The sequence below is a fragment of the Ferroacidibacillus organovorans genome (assembly GCF_001642725.1).
Classification (GTDB): Bacteria; Bacillota; Bacilli; order Alicyclobacillales; family SLC66; genus Ferroacidibacillus; species Ferroacidibacillus organovorans.
Window position 1 is genome coordinate 46,886 of record NZ_LSUQ01000001.1, and the last position, 15,963, is coordinate 62,848.

15 protein-coding genes and 1 pseudogene are annotated in these 15,963 nt (G+C 51.9%); 12 read left to right on the forward strand and 4 right to left on the reverse strand.

Annotated elements, in window-relative coordinates:
* Positions 1-50 precede the first annotated feature (50 nt).
* The 8 genes from AYW79_RS00225 (at position 51) to AYW79_RS16310 (ending at position 7,785) form a co-directional block, all read left to right on the forward strand.
* On the forward strand, positions 51-1,016 hold the full coding sequence (locus AYW79_RS00225; protein WP_067560425.1) for an ABC transporter permease: 966 nt from the start codon (positions 51-53) through the stop codon (positions 1,014-1,016).
* Positions 1,017-1,028: 12 nt separating this feature from the next.
* Complete coding sequence (gene opp4C / locus AYW79_RS00230) at positions 1,029-1,937, forward strand: oligopeptide ABC transporter permease (RefSeq protein ID WP_067560426.1); 909 nt, start codon at positions 1,029-1,031, stop codon at positions 1,935-1,937.
* A 182-nt stretch (positions 1,938-2,119) separates the two neighbouring features.
* Complete coding sequence (locus tag AYW79_RS00235) at positions 2,120-2,746, forward strand: TetR/AcrR family transcriptional regulator (RefSeq protein ID WP_231877810.1); 627 nt, start codon at positions 2,120-2,122, stop codon at positions 2,744-2,746.
* 6 nt (positions 2,747-2,752) lie between these two features.
* Positions 2,753-3,520 carry an electron transfer flavoprotein subunit beta/FixA family protein gene (locus AYW79_RS00240; protein ID WP_067560427.1) on the forward strand — a complete coding sequence of 256 codons (768 nt, stop codon included), beginning with the start codon at positions 2,753-2,755 and terminating at the stop codon, positions 3,518-3,520.
* Positions 3,521-3,595: 75 nt separating this feature from the next.
* Entirely contained in the window at positions 3,596-4,564 is a 969-nt protein-coding gene (locus AYW79_RS00245) for an electron transfer flavoprotein subunit alpha/FixB family protein (protein WP_067560428.1), read from the forward strand.
* A 473-nt stretch (positions 4,565-5,037) separates the two neighbouring features.
* Positions 5,038-6,732, forward strand: coding sequence for a M3 family oligoendopeptidase (locus AYW79_RS00250; protein WP_067560509.1), 1,695 nt, complete (start codon positions 5,038-5,040; stop codon positions 6,730-6,732).
* A gap of 35 nt (positions 6,733-6,767) precedes the next feature.
* Positions 6,768-7,097, forward strand: coding sequence for a DUF1806 family protein (locus AYW79_RS00255; RefSeq protein ID WP_067560510.1), 330 nt, complete (start codon positions 6,768-6,770; stop codon positions 7,095-7,097).
* Between the two features lies 1 nt (position 7,098).
* Positions 7,099-7,785 carry a PIG-L family deacetylase gene (locus AYW79_RS16310; protein WP_067560429.1) on the forward strand — a complete coding sequence of 229 codons (687 nt, stop codon included), beginning with the start codon at positions 7,099-7,101 and terminating at the stop codon, positions 7,783-7,785.
* Between the two features lie 67 nt (positions 7,786-7,852).
* On the opposite strand, the pseudogene AYW79_RS16315 reads toward AYW79_RS16310, so the two are convergent.
* The 3 genes and pseudogenes from AYW79_RS16315 to AYW79_RS00270 all read right to left on the reverse strand — a co-directional run.
* Positions 7,853-8,248 (reverse strand): annotated as a pseudogene (locus AYW79_RS16315) (GtrA family protein); the annotation flags it as partial.
* Positions 8,236-9,402 carry a glycosyltransferase family 4 protein gene (locus tag AYW79_RS00265; protein WP_067560430.1) on the reverse strand — a complete coding sequence of 389 codons (1,167 nt, stop codon included), beginning with the start codon at positions 9,400-9,402 and terminating at the stop codon, positions 8,236-8,238. The pseudogene AYW79_RS16315 and the gene AYW79_RS00265, both read right to left, overlap by 13 nt.
* Before the next feature lie 56 nt (positions 9,403-9,458).
* Positions 9,459-10,607, reverse strand: coding sequence for an NAD-dependent epimerase/dehydratase family protein (locus tag AYW79_RS00270; RefSeq protein ID WP_067560431.1), 1,149 nt, complete (start codon positions 10,605-10,607; stop codon positions 9,459-9,461).
* Between the two features lie 246 nt (positions 10,608-10,853).
* Here AYW79_RS00270 and AYW79_RS00275 point away from each other — a divergent pair, with 246 nt between their 5' ends.
* Both AYW79_RS00275 and AYW79_RS00280 read left to right on the forward strand, forming a co-directional pair.
* Entirely contained in the window at positions 10,854-12,245 is a 1,392-nt protein-coding gene (locus AYW79_RS00275) for a glycine--tRNA ligase (RefSeq protein WP_067560432.1), read from the forward strand.
* A 102-nt stretch (positions 12,246-12,347) separates the two neighbouring features.
* Positions 12,348-12,851, forward strand: a complete 504-nt coding sequence (locus AYW79_RS00280; RefSeq protein WP_067560433.1) for a hypothetical protein — start codon at positions 12,348-12,350, stop codon at positions 12,849-12,851.
* An 81-nt stretch (positions 12,852-12,932) separates the two neighbouring features.
* Here AYW79_RS00280 and AYW79_RS00285 read toward each other — a convergent pair whose 3' ends face one another.
* Positions 12,933-13,136, reverse strand: coding sequence for a hypothetical protein (locus AYW79_RS00285; protein ID WP_067560434.1), 204 nt, complete (start codon positions 13,134-13,136; stop codon positions 12,933-12,935).
* A gap of 94 nt (positions 13,137-13,230) precedes the next feature.
* Between AYW79_RS00285 and AYW79_RS00290 the strand changes: the two genes are divergently transcribed.
* Positions 13,231-14,697: a hypothetical protein gene (locus tag AYW79_RS00290; protein WP_067560435.1), complete on the forward strand. Its 1,467-nt coding sequence runs from the start codon at positions 13,231-13,233 to the stop codon at positions 14,695-14,697.
* Between the two features lie 4 nt (positions 14,698-14,701).
* The gene (locus AYW79_RS00295) at positions 14,702-15,646 is read left to right on the forward strand and encodes a DMT family transporter (RefSeq protein WP_231877807.1); all 945 of its coding nucleotides are present in this window, start codon (positions 14,702-14,704) and stop codon (positions 15,644-15,646) included.
* Positions 15,647-15,963: the final 317 nt, after the last annotated feature.

Here is a 15,963-nt window from a genome sequence, read left to right on the forward strand (position 1 = left end):
GGGTAGCCCAGGCTGCCCCTTTCGCTAAATGAGGAGGTTGAAAAGCCGTCATGGCGTCTTACATTGTACGGCGGTTGTTAGGTCTTATTCCGACACTCTTCGTCATCACGGTGATTGTCTTTTTGCTTATGCACGCGATGCCTGGCAACGCGTTTATGGCGCTCGTCTACAATCCAAAGGTGAAAGACCCGGCTGCGCTAATCGCTAGATTGGAAGCGCAAAACGGATTGAATCAACCGCTCTATATTCAGTACTTTGACTGGTTGCGTAACGTTTTTCAAGGAAACCTTGGCATGTCACAGAGTCTGAATGAACCGGTATCGCAAGCGATTGGTCAAGCACTTCCGAATACATTGCTACTCGCTGTCACTGCGGAGGTTATTATCCTTCTTGTTTCGATTCCAATTGGTGTTCTTCAGGCTAACCGCGCAAACAAAGGGTTTGATATCACAACCTCGTTTATTGCAGTGCTGTTTTATTCAATTCCTGGATTTGTTTTCGCATTAATCCTCTTGCTCTTTTTTTCTTTTAAATGGAATATACTCCCTTCGACAGGTACGGTGACGCCAGGGGTGTCGTATTCGGGCTCTCTAGGTGATCACATTATTCACTTGGTACTTCCGGCGATGGCGCTCGCCCTTCCTTCGCTCGCCTATTACACACGATTGACGCGCGGGAACACGCTCCAGGTGATCGTCGCAGATTTTGTTCGAACGGCCAAAGCAAAAGGTTTGCGCACGCCGCGCATTCTTTTCCGTCACGTGTTGCGAAACGCAATTATACCTCTTGTCACGCAGTTTGGGTTTGACATTGGGGGGCTGTTTGGCGGGGCGATTATTCTCGAAGAAATTTTTACGTGGCCAGGAATGGGTGAATTATCGATCAATGCGACACTTAGCCATGATTACCCGTTGATTCTTGGTTCCACGCTTGTTTTTGCGGTAACCGTTCTTATTGGGAATCTGATCGCTGATATTCTACTCGCTGTTTCTGACCCGAGAATTCGCTACGATTGAGGAGGTGAGCCAGTGGCTACACAAATTGTGCAACATGCCGTGAAGAAACCAGAGCGAAAGGTAACGGTTGGTAAATCTCCGACAAGGCTTGCGTTTGAGCGATTTTTTCGAAACCCACTCGCAGTCGCGGGAGTAATTGTTCTTTCACTCATCATCTTGGTCACCATCTTTGCGCCGTTTTTGACAAAGTTCTCACCGAGTACGGCGGACATCATGAACACTGACTCGCCTCCTACCGCGCTCCACCCGCTGGGCACGGACGCATCAGGCTTTGACAATTTGGCGAGGGTGCTCTATGGCGGAAGGGTTGATCTCACTGTCGCATTCGCGGCGGCGTTCATGTCCATGTTTTTGGGTACGCTTTATGGAGGAATCTCTGGTTTTTTTGGTGGGTGGGTTGACAACATCATGATGCGTTTCGTCGACATCATGCTTAATTTTCCGTTTTTGATACTCGTTCTTGCGCTCGAATCGATCTTCAGCGTGCAAGGTGTATGGATTCTTGTCTTTGTTGTCGGAGTGACGGCGTGGCCGGGGCCAGCCCGTTTGATGCGTGGTATGTTTCTTCAATTGCGCGAACAGGACTATGTGATCGGTGCGCGGACGATTGGTTGCAGTTCTTGGCGGATCATTTTTCGGCACATGCTGCCAAACACACTCAGCTTTTTGATCGTCCTCGTCAGTTTTTCCGTCGCGAGCTACGTCGGTCTTGAAGCTGCTCTCTCCTTTCTTGGGTTAGGCGTTCCTTTATCTGTTCCTTCTTGGGGAGGTATGCTTAACGCCTCGACTGGATACATTCAGTTGACAACGGAGCCGTATGCTTGGGGTCCTCCAATGGCAATGATTGTACTGACGATCTTGTCGGTTAACTTTATCGGAGACGGTTTGCGTGACGCGTTTGATCCACAGTCAAAAGCGTGATTGATTCACCGTCGTTACGTAATGATCTTTGAACATGACCCTGTGATCTTTGTTGATCGCCGGGTTTTTACTATGGATGCGGTGAGATCCTCTAAACCCGCCATGAACCCGTTGACAAGAGGGGAACGCCTATCTACAATAATGAATGAATACTCATTCGAAATGAGCTGGCTGAATGCGGGGTGGAAGGGATCGCGCAACGGAAAGATGGAGCGAAGTATCAGACCATCCTTGCGGCTGCTGTGGAAGTGATGTCGGAATCCGGTTATCACGGTGCACAAGTGGCGCGCATCGCGCGCGTGGCGGGGGTTGCGGATGGAACGGTCTATCTCTATTTTAAGAACAAAGAGGACATTCTCGTCTCCATCTTGCGTGAGACGATTGGGGAGATTGTCACGCTCTCCACACTTCTTGAAGGTGACCATCCGGAGCCGCTTAAGGCGCTGCATAAGCTGATCGAGGCGCACTTTCAAACGCTCGGGCAAAACCCGGCGCTCGCGTCTGTGCTGCAGGTCCACATCCGCCAGGCAGACCCGGCAATTCGTGCCCAGGTCGCGGAGATCATGAGACCGTATCAGCAAACAGTCGCGCGCATTGTTGAGATGGGTGTTGTACGCGGTGAAATGCGCAGTAAGCTCGATCTGCGAATTGCGCGGCGCATGATCTTTGGAACGATTGACGAGACCGTCAATGCATGGATTTTTACTGGTGCAAAGTATGATTTGACAGCGTTGATTGATCCTGTTTTTGATGTTCTCATGACTGGACTTACGGGTAGGAATGATTACGATCGAGAAGGTAAGGAGTGATCGCTTGTGAATGTGATCGTATGCATGAAACAGACGTTTGACACAGAGGCAAAAATTACCCTCACGGATGGAAAGATTAACGAAGAGGGCGTGCAGTGGATTATCAATCCATATGACGAGTACGCGATCGAGGAAGCGTTAAAAATCAAAGAGGCAACGGAGGGAACGGTAACGGTCGTCACGATCGGTCCCGCGCGCGTTGAAGAGGCGGTGCGGACTGCGCTGGCGATGGGTGCGGATGACGCTGTGATTGTTGATGACCCAGCCGCGTTTGGCGATGAATTTACGGCGGCTGAGGTGTTGGCGGCAGTGATTCGCACGCGCACCTATGATGTCATTCTCGCGGGCAATCAGGCGGTGGACGACGGTTCGTCGCAAGTGGCAGTAAGGCTTGCGCAGCTTCTCGATGTGCCCCATGTCTCGACGATTACCAAACTCACGTTTGATGGCGCAGTCGCCGTCGCAGAGCGCGACGCAGAGGGTGACACAGAAGTTGTAGAGGTCAAACTCCCTGCACTCTTTACGGCACAGCAGGGGCTCAACGAGCCGCGCTATCCGTCGCTCCTGGGAATTCGAAAAGCGAGCAAGAAACCTGTAGAGCACGTGACGGTTGCAGGGATCGGTCTCGCTGAGAATGCGATTGCGAAGCGTGTGGCTGTGACAGAGACGTTTATCCCAGCGCAAAAAGGGGCTGGCCGCATTTTGACGGGTGATACTCCGGAGCGCGTCCGCGAATTGGTGCGAGAGCTTAGACAAACAAGCAAAGTGATTTGATGCGTTGCGCGCTTTGATTTCGCGTGTTTTTTGTAGCGGGACGAAGGACGAAGGACGGAGAGAGGATGACCGTGAATGCAAGACGTATTAGTCGTCGCTGATTTGCGTGGCAGTACATTGCGAAATGTTTCACTAGAGGCGCTCTATGGCGCAGGAGTCATTGCACAAGGCGGGCGCGTCACCGCGCTGCTTGCCGGGCATGGTGTTGTCGATCTTGCTGAAGTGCTCTTATCGCATGGCGCGAATGATGTGCTTGTCGTCGATGATGAACGCCTGCGCACTTATCAACCAGAGTTTTATCGCAAGGCTGTGCAAGCGGCCATCGAAGCGATAAAACCATCAACGGTTCTGTTTGCCCACTCTGCCATCGGTCGCGATCTCGCACCAGCGATCGCTGCGCACTACAAGGCGGGACAGGTGTCTGACGTGATTGGCATTGAGCTTCAGGGCAATCAGGTGATTTACACAAGACCAGTGTATGCGGGAAAAGCGTTTACGAAAAACGGAATTTCCGGCGATTTGGCGATCGTAACCATCCGGCCTAATAACCTACCGGTTTCTGAGGCGACGCAAGCGAGTGGTACCGCGAAAAATCTTGACGTATCCTTTGTCGACGATTTGCGGTCGACGATCAAGGACGTAGTGAAAAAAGTGAGCGGCGGGGTTGATCTGACAGAAGCCAAAATCATCGTTTCGGGAGGACGAGGCGTCAAAAGTGCAGAAGGGTTTGAACCCTTGCGCGAACTGGCGAGTGTTCTCGGCGCGGCGGTTGGCGCATCGCGGGGAGCGTGTGACGCGGGATACTGTGACTATTCCATGCAGATTGGGCAGACCGGAAAAGTGGTGACACCGGATCTCTATATCGCGTGTGGGATCTCTGGCGCGATCCAACATCTCGCTGGCATGTCAAACGCAAAGGTCATCGTCGCAATCAACAAAGATCCGGAGGCGCCGATCTTCAAAGTGGCAGACTACGGAATTGTCGGCGATCTCTTTGATGTGGTGCCGGCACTTACACAGGAGCTTCGAGCATTCCTAGGGTGATTGTTCGCAACCAACTGCAAGACATTCTTCTTCGTACCCTGCATGCATCGCGCGTGCAGGGCTTTTAGATGTGGTGAGAAGGACTTACTGCAGAAAGAAAGACATCGCTTTTTGGGTGGAAATGCGCACAAAAGAGGGGGCGTGCGCCCGTACGCAAGAGATTTGTCCTGCATCTATTAGGAGTGTAGTAAACACCAAACTCCAGGAGGGAATTTACCGTGGGTGTTTTCGGCGGATACACGCGCTGGGCTGTCGTATTTCTCATCATCTTTGTGCTGTTCTTCTTGCTTGTGCCGGGTTATACGACACAGTGCACGACCGTTCCGGTGTATTGATCAAGAGGCAGAGGGTGTCTGCGTTGCACCCTCTGCCATTTTTGTAAGAATCGTCGCATGGCTGTGAAGACTATGATTTTATAGCTTAAAACGATACAATGAGAGGTGAAGATACATTGAGGTGTGGGGGAATTGTGTGTGGGATTTTCATCGTATCTTTATCAACGGCCTGATATGGAGGAAACGAAACACCTTTTTGAGGAGCGCCTGGAGACTTTCAGGGCGTGTAACAGTGTCGTAGAGGCGCGCACTGCAATCGCTGCGATAAACGCAATACGCGATGCATTTGATTCGATGGGAAATCTTGTTTACATACGGCACAGCACAGATACGAACAGCGAGTTCTACCGTGATGAACAACGTTTTTTTGATGAATTCGGCCCTGTCATGCAGTCGCTTACGACCGCCTTTTACGATGCGCTTCTCACATCGCCGCATCGCGCAGAGCTTGAAAAAGAGATTGGTGAACGCGTCTTTAGGCTCGCGGAGCTTCAGCGCAAAACGTTTTCGCCAGAGGTTCTCGAAGATCTGCAAAAAGAGAATGAGCTAACGACAAAATACCAAGAGATCGTGGCTTCTGCCAAAATTGCGTTCGACGGCAAGGAACTAAACCTCGCGCAGTTTGGTCCTTACACCGAATCTCCGGATCGGGATTTGCGCAAAGCGGCGAGTGAGGCGCGGTTTGCGTTCATGGCTTTGCACGAAGAAGAATTCGACAGCATCTATGACCAACTCGTAAAATTGCGACACGGCATTGCAGTAAAACTCGGATTTCCAAGTTTTACGGAGCTGTCCTATGCGCGATTGAATCGCACAGACTATTCACAGGAGGATGTCAAAAGGTTTCGCGATCAAGTTCACCGTGAGATTGTTCCGATTGTTGAGGGGCTCACAGAGCGAAAAAAGGCTCGTTTACATCTCGATAAGCTCTACTATTACGATGGCGCATTTTCGTTTGCGACGGGAAACCCAACGCCAAAGGGATCGCCTGAGGAGTTGGTGGCTTACGCGAAACGGATGTATGCGGAACAATCGGATGTAACTAAATCCTTTTTTGACTTCATGATCGAGAATGACTTGATGGATCTTGTGACAGGCCCTGGTAAAGCGGCTGGCGGATACTGTACATACATTCCGCAGTATGGCTCGCCGTTTATTTTCGCGAATTTCAACGGAACCTCTGGAGATGTAGACGTTTTGACTCATGAAGCGGGGCACGCGCTTCAGGTGTTCCTGAGCCGAGAACAAGTGATGCCTGAGTATTATTGGCCAACGTTTGAAGCGGCCGAGATCTTTTCGATGAGTATGGAATTCTTTGCGTGGCCGTGGATGGATCTTTTCTTTAAGGAGGATACTGACAAGTACAAGTTTGACCATCTGAGTGGGGCACTCTCCTTCTTGCCTTACGGGGTTGCAGTCGATGAGTTTCAACACTTTATCTACGCCAATGTTGACGCCACACCCGCAGAACGCAAGTCGGCGTGGCGGGCGGTTGAACGAAAATACTTGCCATCGCGGGATTATGCGGGAAACGAATACCTGGAGCGAGGCGGATTCTGGCATATCCAGTCACATATTTTTGGAACACCGTTTTACTACATTGACTATACGCTTGCGCAAGTTTGCGCGTTTCAGTATTGGCAACGCTCCCTCGACGAACGGGATGCGGCGTTTGCGGATTATCTCGCGATCGCGCGTAAAGGTGGCAGCGCGTCCTTCACTGAACTTGTGCACGCTGGAAACTTGACGTCGCCGTTTGCGACTGGCTGTCTCGAAGAGGTGTCAGGTGCTGTGCGCGTGTGGCTCGATCGGATTGATGATTCGGCGTTCTAAGCATGGTAAGAGGGCAGGAGGTAGTGTTTTACGTGATGGATCTGAACAAGGTTGTTGCACATCTTGACCCGATGTGCGGTAACCTCGTCTTTTTACATATGGAAGTGAATCCCGGAGCATACATCCGAAATGCGGCTGTAAAACTGGAACGCTATCACGTGCGGGGGGATGGCGTTTATCGTGTGTATTTGGAGTTTGCCGACCGTCAGGGCATACTGCACATGGATGACGTGACGGAGGCGCGCGTGGAGGAAGGTCGCGTTCTTTTTGTGGGGTATGACGAGAGGGAGCGGCTCGCGCGCACACTTGTCATCAGCTTGCAACCGCTCTCTATGGGACAAAACGGCGAGAGGGAGGGCGCGTGACGTGAACCGTGAAAAGGTCATCGCAGTATTTGCTCACCCGGATGATGAGACATTTATCTGTGGCGGGATTCTCGCGCGCTATGCAGCCCTTGGCGCGGATGTCACGCTCGTTTGTGCGACGCTTGGCGAGATGGGGCGGCGCATGGGCGTACCGCCCATCGGTGATCGCGAGTCGATCGGGGCAATTCGTCAGCGTGAACTGGAAGAAGCGGCGCGTGCACTTAACCTGTCGCGTGTAAAACTACTTGGTTATCGCGACAAGACGCTTGAGATCATCCCGCGCACGGAACTCGTCTCAAGGCTTGATGCGATTTTTGAAGAGATAGAGCCGACGGTCGTCCTCACGTTTCACCCGGAACGCGGCGGGCATAATGATCACTGTGCGATTGGGGAAGCGGCGACAGAAGCGGCAGAGCGCTGGTTTCAAAAGAACGCTTCACTTGCACTCTATTACATCACATTTGCAAATGGCGAGAAGCGCCAGGAAACGTTTCGCGCCATGCAGTTAAATCATGAAGCGCACGACGTCAGTGCTTACCTGCAGCAAAAACTGGAAGCGTTTCGCGCACATCGGACACAATCTGGTCTTCATCGCGCACTGTGGGGTTCAGCAAAACAGGCGAAACAATCCCTGTCTGCAACGGAATTTGTGTGGCGGGTGTCGTTTTCGCCACACTCGAAAGTGTGAACGGAGTTTCATTCGCGCGCTGATCGGATTTGCTTTTTGCAGTGCCCTTCTTTGCAAAAACGACCGTGCGCAACAGGAAGAAGGTGACGCTTGACGCGACGAGCATGGCGAATCCTTTGCCAATGTTCGTGGCGAAAAGCGGTTTAAAGCCCATCTGAAGCGCAATCGAAGTCATTTGGTTTAAAACCAGATCGTTTAACGCGATATTGATAAGCGCCTGCAAAATGAACAGTACGCGTTGGCGCACGTGACCAGTGGCTTCGCGGCGAAAGGTGATACGCGTGTTAAAGAGGTAACTGTTTGCGATCGCCGCGATCACGCTAAGCGTGTTGTCAAGCGTGAGCGTCCATCCGCTCGCGTGTGGAGATAACAGCAAGAGCCCGTTGAGAACTGCGATATCGACAAAGACGCTAGAAACGCCTACCAGGAGAAAATTTGCGTACTGGTTTGTCACTCGACGCATACAGGCTCACCCCCCATGCGACGCTCTGGTCGCGCCCGTTTCCATTTGGCGAGCCGGATGGCCGCGTCATACGTACGAATCAATTCATCCGTTGCATGATCCCAGTTCCAGCGTTGTGCCCGCAAAACGCCAAACGCTGTCATCTCGGTGAGACGATCTACGTCCTGTGAAAGCGCGCGCACCTGCGCGATAAAAGTGGATGGATCGGCACCGTCAAACCACGTCCCGTTTCGCTCTCCTTTGAGCAGTTCAAGTGTTGGTTCGCTCTTTACCGCAAGCACCGGTAGACCGCTTGCCATCGCCTCCATCACGACGAGCCCAAGCGTCTCTGTGACCGACGGAAAGACGAACAGATCCGCGCTGGCATACGCTTCTGCAAGATCGCGGCCGTAAAGCGGACCCGCGAACGTCACATTCGCTGACGCGTAATCGACGGTGAGTTCGGCGCGCGCCGGTCCGTCTCCAACGAGAATCAAATGCGCCTCCGGCAAGAGTTTCATCGGCTCAAGGATTGTGCGCAAATCTTTTTCGTGAGCAATTCGTCCGACATAAAGCAGCGTAAATCGGTCATCTCGCAAAGACCATGCACGCTTTTTTTCCGGTGTGTCCTGTGGCTGAAACGCCGCGTGGTCAAGACCGCGCGGCCAGTACCGCATCCGGCGAAAGCCATGTTCACGGAGTTCGCGCACCATCGCATGCGACGTCGCGAGTGAGACGTCCGCGAGGTTGTGCAGATTGCGCAAATAAAACCAACTGACCGGCCCGAGAAACGGCACATTGTAGCGTTTGGCATAGACAGCAAGGTGTGTGTGATAGGACGCGACGAGCGGGATGTGACAGCGCTTGGCGATCAGCACCGCACCCATGCCGAGCACGATCGGACCTGCCGCGTGAATCACGTCAGGCTTTGCGTCGAGCAACGGTTTGACGAGCGCCGGAAGTGGCCAGGCAAAGCGTTTTTCAGGGTAAAAGGGGTAGGGGAAACCGGGCAAACTCGTGACTTCTACTCCGGAGAACGAGGACACACTTCCGGCCGGAGCAAACACGCGCACTTCATGCCCTTTTTGGGTGAGGTTGCGAATGGTGTGCGTGAGACGCGTTACGATTCCGTCTGTAGCCGGAAGAAACGTTTCTGTCACGAGTGCGATTCTCATCGGGATGCCCTCCTCAAAACGTTGCGACACCCGCCCGTTTGCGATTCAATCTCGCGTTAACGCCACGTGATGGTCGGCAATAATGCACTAGCGCGAATTCGGTCTTGATAGCGATATGCCTCTTGTAACATTTCTGTAATCATTGTATCCGATAACAGATGCGGTTCCAAGCCCAAATCGATCAATTTTGTATGTTTTGCATGATAGTAGTGCGACTGTTTTTCAACGCGCGGGTTTTCAAGGTGCGCGATTTTTGTATTAAAACCTAGGGATTGTGCGACTGCTTCCACACGCTTTGCCAATTCGAGCACAGAAAACTGTTCCGTAAATTGGTTAAAAACGCGAAACTCACCCTGATCTGCCGGGTGCAACGCGGCAAGCTCAATACAGCGGACCGTGTCACGGATCTCGAGAAAGCCGCGCGTTTGACCGCCTTCACCGTACACTGTCAGATCGTGGCCAATGACCGCTTGGGCACAAAAACGGTTCAACACGGTGCCAAACACGTGGTCGTAATCAAGCCGATTGACAAAAAGTGGATTTTGCCTTGTCTCATCCGTCTGGTAGCCATAAACGACGCCTTGATTGAGATCCGTTGCGCGCAGCCCCCACGCTTTGCATGCGAACATGATGTTGTGGCTGTCGTGCACCTTGCTCAAGTGGTACATCGAAAACGGCTGCTTTGGATAAGGCAGCACATCCGTGCGACCGTTGTGTTCGACACGCAGATACCCTTCTTCAATGTCGATATTCGGCGTTCCGTATTCCCCCATGGTGCCCAATTTAATCAAATGTGCATCTGGACAGATCGCTTTGATGCCGTAGAGCAGATTCAGTGTGCCAACAACATTGTTGACCTGTGTGTAGACGGCGTGTTCGCGATCCATCATCGAGTAAGGTGCCGAGCGTTGTTCGGCATAGTGAACGATCGCATCAGGTTGAAACGAGCGCAGCGCACCCTCTACGACATCGTAGTCCTGAAGATCCCCGATCAGCGTGTTGATTGACCAAGAGGTTGTTTCGCGAACGCTGCGAACGCGTTCTTCAAGGCTTGCAATCGGTGTGAGCGATTGCGTATTCAACTCGTCGTCATAGGTGCGACGAACGAGATTGTCCACAATTAAAATTTCGTGCCCGCGCGCGGCGAGATGCAGACTCGTGGGCCAGCCGCAAAAGCCATCGCCGCCTGCGATCATGATTTTCACAGTTCCACCTCGTTTTTAAAATAACGGATTAGGATTAAAAAACGCTTAAGATTTCGTGCATCCAGTGTACTATTGTACTTCAAACTTGGGATCGGATGCGAACCTTGTTTTGTGAATGAAGACGAATTCATGCTGGTCGCATAGAATCTGGTTTGCATTAAGGCTATAATGACGTAGTGCCTTTTCAATTATGGACATGACGTAGGTCTCTCAGCAGGACAAGTGGCATGTCGTTTGGAGGAAGATATGGGCGTTACGATGGATCAATTGGTTTCTCTTGCAAAGCGTCGAGGATTTATTTTCCCGGGTTCTGATATTTATGGCGGACTTGCCAACACATGGGACTATGGGCCACTCGGCTCTCTCTTAAAAGGAAATATAAAGCGCGCATGGCAATACTACTTTATTCAGCAAAATTCGTATAACGTCTTGATTGACGCGGCCATTCTGATGAATCGCCAAGTGTGGGTTGCGTCGGGGCATGTGGGGAATTTTAACGATCCGATGATCGACTGCCGCGCGTGCAAAGCGAGGCATCGCGCAGACAAGCTGATTGAAGACGAACTGGCAAAGCGCGGCGAGGATCGCTTGGTTGACGGGCTGCCCTTTGCGGAGATGGAGCGGTTGCTTCAGGCGTATGATATTCGCTGCAAGGATTGCGGCGCAAAAGATTTCACGCCGATTCGCCAGTTCAACATGATGTTCAAAACGCATCAAGGCGTTACGGACGACTCGAGCAGTGAGATTTATTTGCGGCCGGAGACTGCACAAGGCATCTTTGTGAACATGAAGCATGTACAGCGCACCATGCGCAAAAAACTGCCATTTGGCATCGGTCAGATCGGAAAGAGCTTTCGCAATGAGATCACGCCCGGAAACTTTACGTTTCGGACGCGCGAGTTTGAACAGATGGAACTGGAATTTTTTTGTGAACCGGGAACGGATGAACCGTGGTTTGCGCACTGGCGTACCTTCTGCTACCAATTTGTGGAGGCTCTAGGTGTTTCTAAAGAGAATATCCGCTTTCGCGACCATCAAAAAGAGCAACTGTCCCACTACAGCAAAGCGACGACTGACGTTGAGTATCAGTACCCGTTTGGTTGGGGTGAACTCCTAGGCGTGGCGAATCGCACCGACTACGACCTCCGCCAGCATGAGACGTATTCGCACGAAGACTTCACGGTGCGCGAAGAGGGAAAAGAGCCTTTCATACCGTACTGCATTGAGCCATCGATCGGTGCAGACCGTTTAACGCTTGCTGTCTTGCTTGACGCATATGAAGAGCAAACGCTTGAAGACGGGGATGTGCGCACCGTTCTTCATTTTCACCCAGCGCTTGCGCCGTTTCAGGCGGCCGTCTTTCCACTCTCAAAGAAACTTTGCGATCAGGGGCAAGCGGTTTTTGACAAACTTTCTGCCGAATTTATGGTGGATTATGACGATTCAGGCTCTATTGGGAAACGCTATCGCCGTCACGATGAGATCGGGACACCGTATTGTGTCACCGTTGACTTTCAGACGGAAGAAGATGGGTGTGTCACCATTCGCGATCGCGACACCATGACGCAGGAACGGGTTTCGATTGCCGAACTCTCGTCGTGGCTGCGTGCAAAAATCGCCTTCACTCCTTTGCGCTGAAATGGGGCTCACAGGCAGGCTTGGAACTGGCTTGTATGAGGACACACATTGTGGGTGGGGCGTTTGGCAACCTCCGCTTCACCCGAGTAGGAGGGAAATACCGTGCTTCTTGATGCGTATATTGCGCTGCTTATCGCGTCAGCGATTGGCGCCATACTCTTTGTGGGCTATACGTTTCGCGTAAAGATTGTCTACCCGATTCGCATCGTGCAACTGCATGTCCTGACTACGATCATCGCGATGGTTCTCTTCACCATGGCAACGTGGGATAAGGTGACACTCAGTGGATATTTTGCGCACGCAACGTTTGGACTCTGGTTTCTTATCATTTCTTATCTTATTGGGTTGCTTACACTCGTTCTCGGGTTTGCGTTTTATTGGCAGTTTGACGCAAAGCTGCGCGTACTACGCTTGCGATTTATTGCGATTCATCTCACACTTGCCGGGATCAGTTTTATATTTTTTACGTCGGCCGTCATCCTCTATCAATTTCCAGTTCACTACGAATCGAATCAAGTCATCGGCTCGCGCAGCGGTGCGTGGTACATCCTTCACCGCAATGAAATCTTGCGGCAGAAGTACGATCTAACGCATCAAAAGACGTAGTGGGCGACAGGGATGAGGTGCACTCATCCCTGCCAATGCTCGCGTGTCAATCGTTGCTCTGATCAAGCGCGTTCCACTCGATCAAAGTTCGTCATAAAGCGCCTCTTTAAAATCGTTCAGACTTTGCTCGCGATGCGCATTGCGCGTCTCAAGATCCGCGCGAACGTTGCTTGAGAGTGGTTGCGTAGCCAGTACTTCTTCCGTGCGCTTGTGATTTTCTTCCGTATTGTGAATGTGATCGCGTATTTCTTCAACGGCTTGATTGCGTTCTCGATTGGTAGGCATAAAAAGACCCCTCTCATCCGTACCATGATGGTTGCACCGTTAACATGCGTCATGGCATTCGGAGTTATCCACGCGAAAGAACGGAGGGGTGAAGATGTGGTATGTTCGTGAGTCCTTCACAAAACTCGTCTATCCGTTTCTTTTGACATCGTCCGAAGAGAGCGGGTTTCTGGAAATTTGTGACGCGATCAATCGCACGGCGGCGGAGACAGAGTCTCCGTTTTGGCGTGAGGTCGCGATTCGCGATGATGAGCTTGACAACGTCATCCCTTACGTGAAGCGATACGTAAAGAGGCCAGAGAATCAGCGGCGCTTTTCGGTTCGTGAAGCGTGGATGACATCACTTCAGGCGATGCGCACGTCGCGCATGAAAGAGGATGATCCAGCGTTTCGCTTTCGCGCGATTGATCTGCATGTCTTTTTTAATGGTGTCGGTTTTCTCGTCTTTGAGATTGAACCGGTCTACGATGACGCTTTACTGACCATCGAGTGGGTGCAAAACGTCAACGCAGATCTCGCCTCGCTCACGCGCGGACGGCCGCTTTTGCGCGTGAGCACGCCGCACAGTGAGCGTGAAAGTTCCCACGACGATCCGTACGCTGGATCAATCTATGTTCCGCGCACGTTTACGATGCGCACCCTCGTAAGCCGACTGCTCGATCCTCTGATGAGCGCGTGCAGGAGTGTAAAAATTGATCCGATGGTTGACACGTTCCTATTAGCGTATGGTGCGGTGCAACTGACGCTTGAGGATGATGTGCCAGATCCTGACGCGGCGTTTCAGAGTTTTGCCGCACAGCATCTGACCGTTTTGCGAAAAACGCTGTCCGCTCAAAACAGCAACCACTTTTCTCAGCAGATTTTTGGCGACCCTGAGCATAATTACATGCCTTACCACAACGTGATTCACACGCAGTCCCTCGAAGGTGGATTTGTCATTGCATACGACAACGGCGCGAGCCATTTTCAGGGGCGACCGTCGGCGGCGATGGCATCCTTTCGCAAGCATTATTTCTTAATGATGCTCCTTGCGCTCCATCAGCGGATGAGTATTTTACGCTATGCGACAGGTGCCGCAGACGCGGCGCTTTTATCGGAGCGCGCGCAAAAGTTGCGCGCCTTGCGCGAACAGATCTACGATTTTACATCACGCTGCTACTTTTCTCAGGCATCCATCAGTGAAGAGCGCGACCAACTCTATCGACGCTGGCAACGGGCGTTTAACATCTCTCAGATGTACGACGAGTTAATTGAGGAAATTCACGATATTGACGACTACCTCGCGGGGGTTGAACGGGAGCGGGAACTCGCCACAAAAGCACAAGAACTGCGCCAAGATGCACAGCGAACCAAGCTCGTCACGTATGTCAGTTTTATTCTTCTTCCTGTTTCTATCCTCGTCAATCTCATTCAGGCAATTCCCGTGATTCAGACATGGTGGATGCACGGATTTCTGTCTTTTCGCATGGGTGCGTTCTTTGCGCTCACGTTCGTTGTGTTTATTTTTATTATCATTCTGATCATCTCTCGTTTTGCGCGAAATCATCAAGAAAGAAGGTGACGGCGTGGCAGTTCATGAACAACCGCCTCCCTCGATGAAACGTACCGTCTTTGCGGTAGCGATAACACTGCTCTTCTGGTCATCCGCATTCGCCGGAATTCGCATCGGCCTTGAAGGTGGATACGGCGCAGGCGGGCTTGTGCTTCTGAGATTTCTGTCTGCCTCCCTCGTCTTTTTGGTTTACGCGATCGTGCGACGTGTGGCCATTCCTTCAAAAAGGGACATGGTAAGGCTCGCGCTGCTCGGAATCTCGGGCATTACGATCTATCACATTGCGCTCACCTTTGGTGAAGAGTGGGTCAGTGCCGGGACGGCCAGTCTGATTATCGCGGCTGCACCCATTTTTACGGCGCTCGTCTCGCTCGTGGCGCTGCGCGAACGTCTGAATGCGCTCGGGTGGGGAGGGCTCGCGCTTGGGTTTCTCGGAGTCGCGATCATCACGCTAGGTCCCCAGTCGTCTTCTCACTACCTGCGCGGCACGCTGCTTATCCTTGTCTCTGCAGTGTCTACCGCGTTCTACTTTGTCTATCAACAACCGCTTCTCATGCGATATGGCGCGATCGACGTGACCGCGTATGTTACGTGGTTTGGCACTGTGCCGATGCTCTGGTTTACAAAAAGTTTATTTTTGCAAATGCCACACGCCAGTCTCACGGCGACGATCGCGGTGATTTATATTGGTGTATTCCCGGCCGCGATCGCGTATGTCGCGTGGGCGGTGGCGCTCTCTTTAGGGCGTGCGTCTGGCGTGTCTTCGGCGCTCTACTTAAACCCCATTCTCGCCATGATCGTCGCGTGGTTTCTGTTGCGTGAGGTTCCAAAGTGGCAGGCTGTGCTCGGTGGCGCAGTGGCAATTCTCGGCGTGATTGTCGTCAATCGCTCGAATACGCTTTCGCGCAAACGAAAGACGGCAATCGCGACGGAAGAAGGGAGAAATTCGACTACTTAATTTGTCTTGAGTGGGATTGTCACCGCGCGGCGTGTAGGGTATACTTGCCATAATTCATGAGAGTGTTGGCGATGATGGGAACGAGTAGTCTGGAAGAGCGAACAGAGAGCGGGACGCAAGGGTGCGAGTCCTGAACGAACTCACCAGATGAAGATCCTCCTTGAGCTGTTGCGTGAACCTTTTTGCAGTAGCGCGACCGGAACCCTACCGTTAAAAAGGGGGGATGTGATCAAAGAAACGGATCACCCGGTGGTAGAGCGAAGAAGTCTTTCGTCCGGTATGGATGAAGGGCTATTTGTGTTTTTAAAAGAGATAAG

What these genes read in the sequence shown, in the direction of transcription:
- AYW79_RS00225 (WP_067560425.1), top strand. Translation starts at nt 51, where the DNA reads ATGGCGTCTTACATTGTACGGCGGTTGTTAGGTCTTATTCCGACACTC.
- AYW79_RS00245 (WP_067560428.1), top strand. Translation starts at nt 3,596, where the DNA reads ATGCAAGACGTATTAGTCGTCGCTGATTTGCGTGGCAGTACATTGCGA.
- AYW79_RS00255 (WP_067560510.1), top strand. Translation starts at nt 6,768, where the DNA reads ATGGATCTGAACAAGGTTGTTGCACATCTTGACCCGATGTGCGGTAAC.
- AYW79_RS00265 (WP_067560430.1), bottom strand. Translation starts at nt 9,402, where the DNA reads ATGAGAATCGCACTCGTGACAGAAACGTTTCTTCCGGCTACAGACGGA.
- AYW79_RS00275 (WP_067560432.1), top strand. Translation starts at nt 10,854, where the DNA reads ATGGGCGTTACGATGGATCAATTGGTTTCTCTTGCAAAGCGTCGAGGA.
- AYW79_RS00285 (WP_067560434.1), bottom strand. Translation starts at nt 13,136, where the DNA reads ATGCCTACCAATCGAGAACGCAATCAAGCCGTTGAAGAAATACGCGAT.
- AYW79_RS00290 (WP_067560435.1), top strand. Translation starts at nt 13,231, where the DNA reads ATGTGGTATGTTCGTGAGTCCTTCACAAAACTCGTCTATCCGTTTCTT.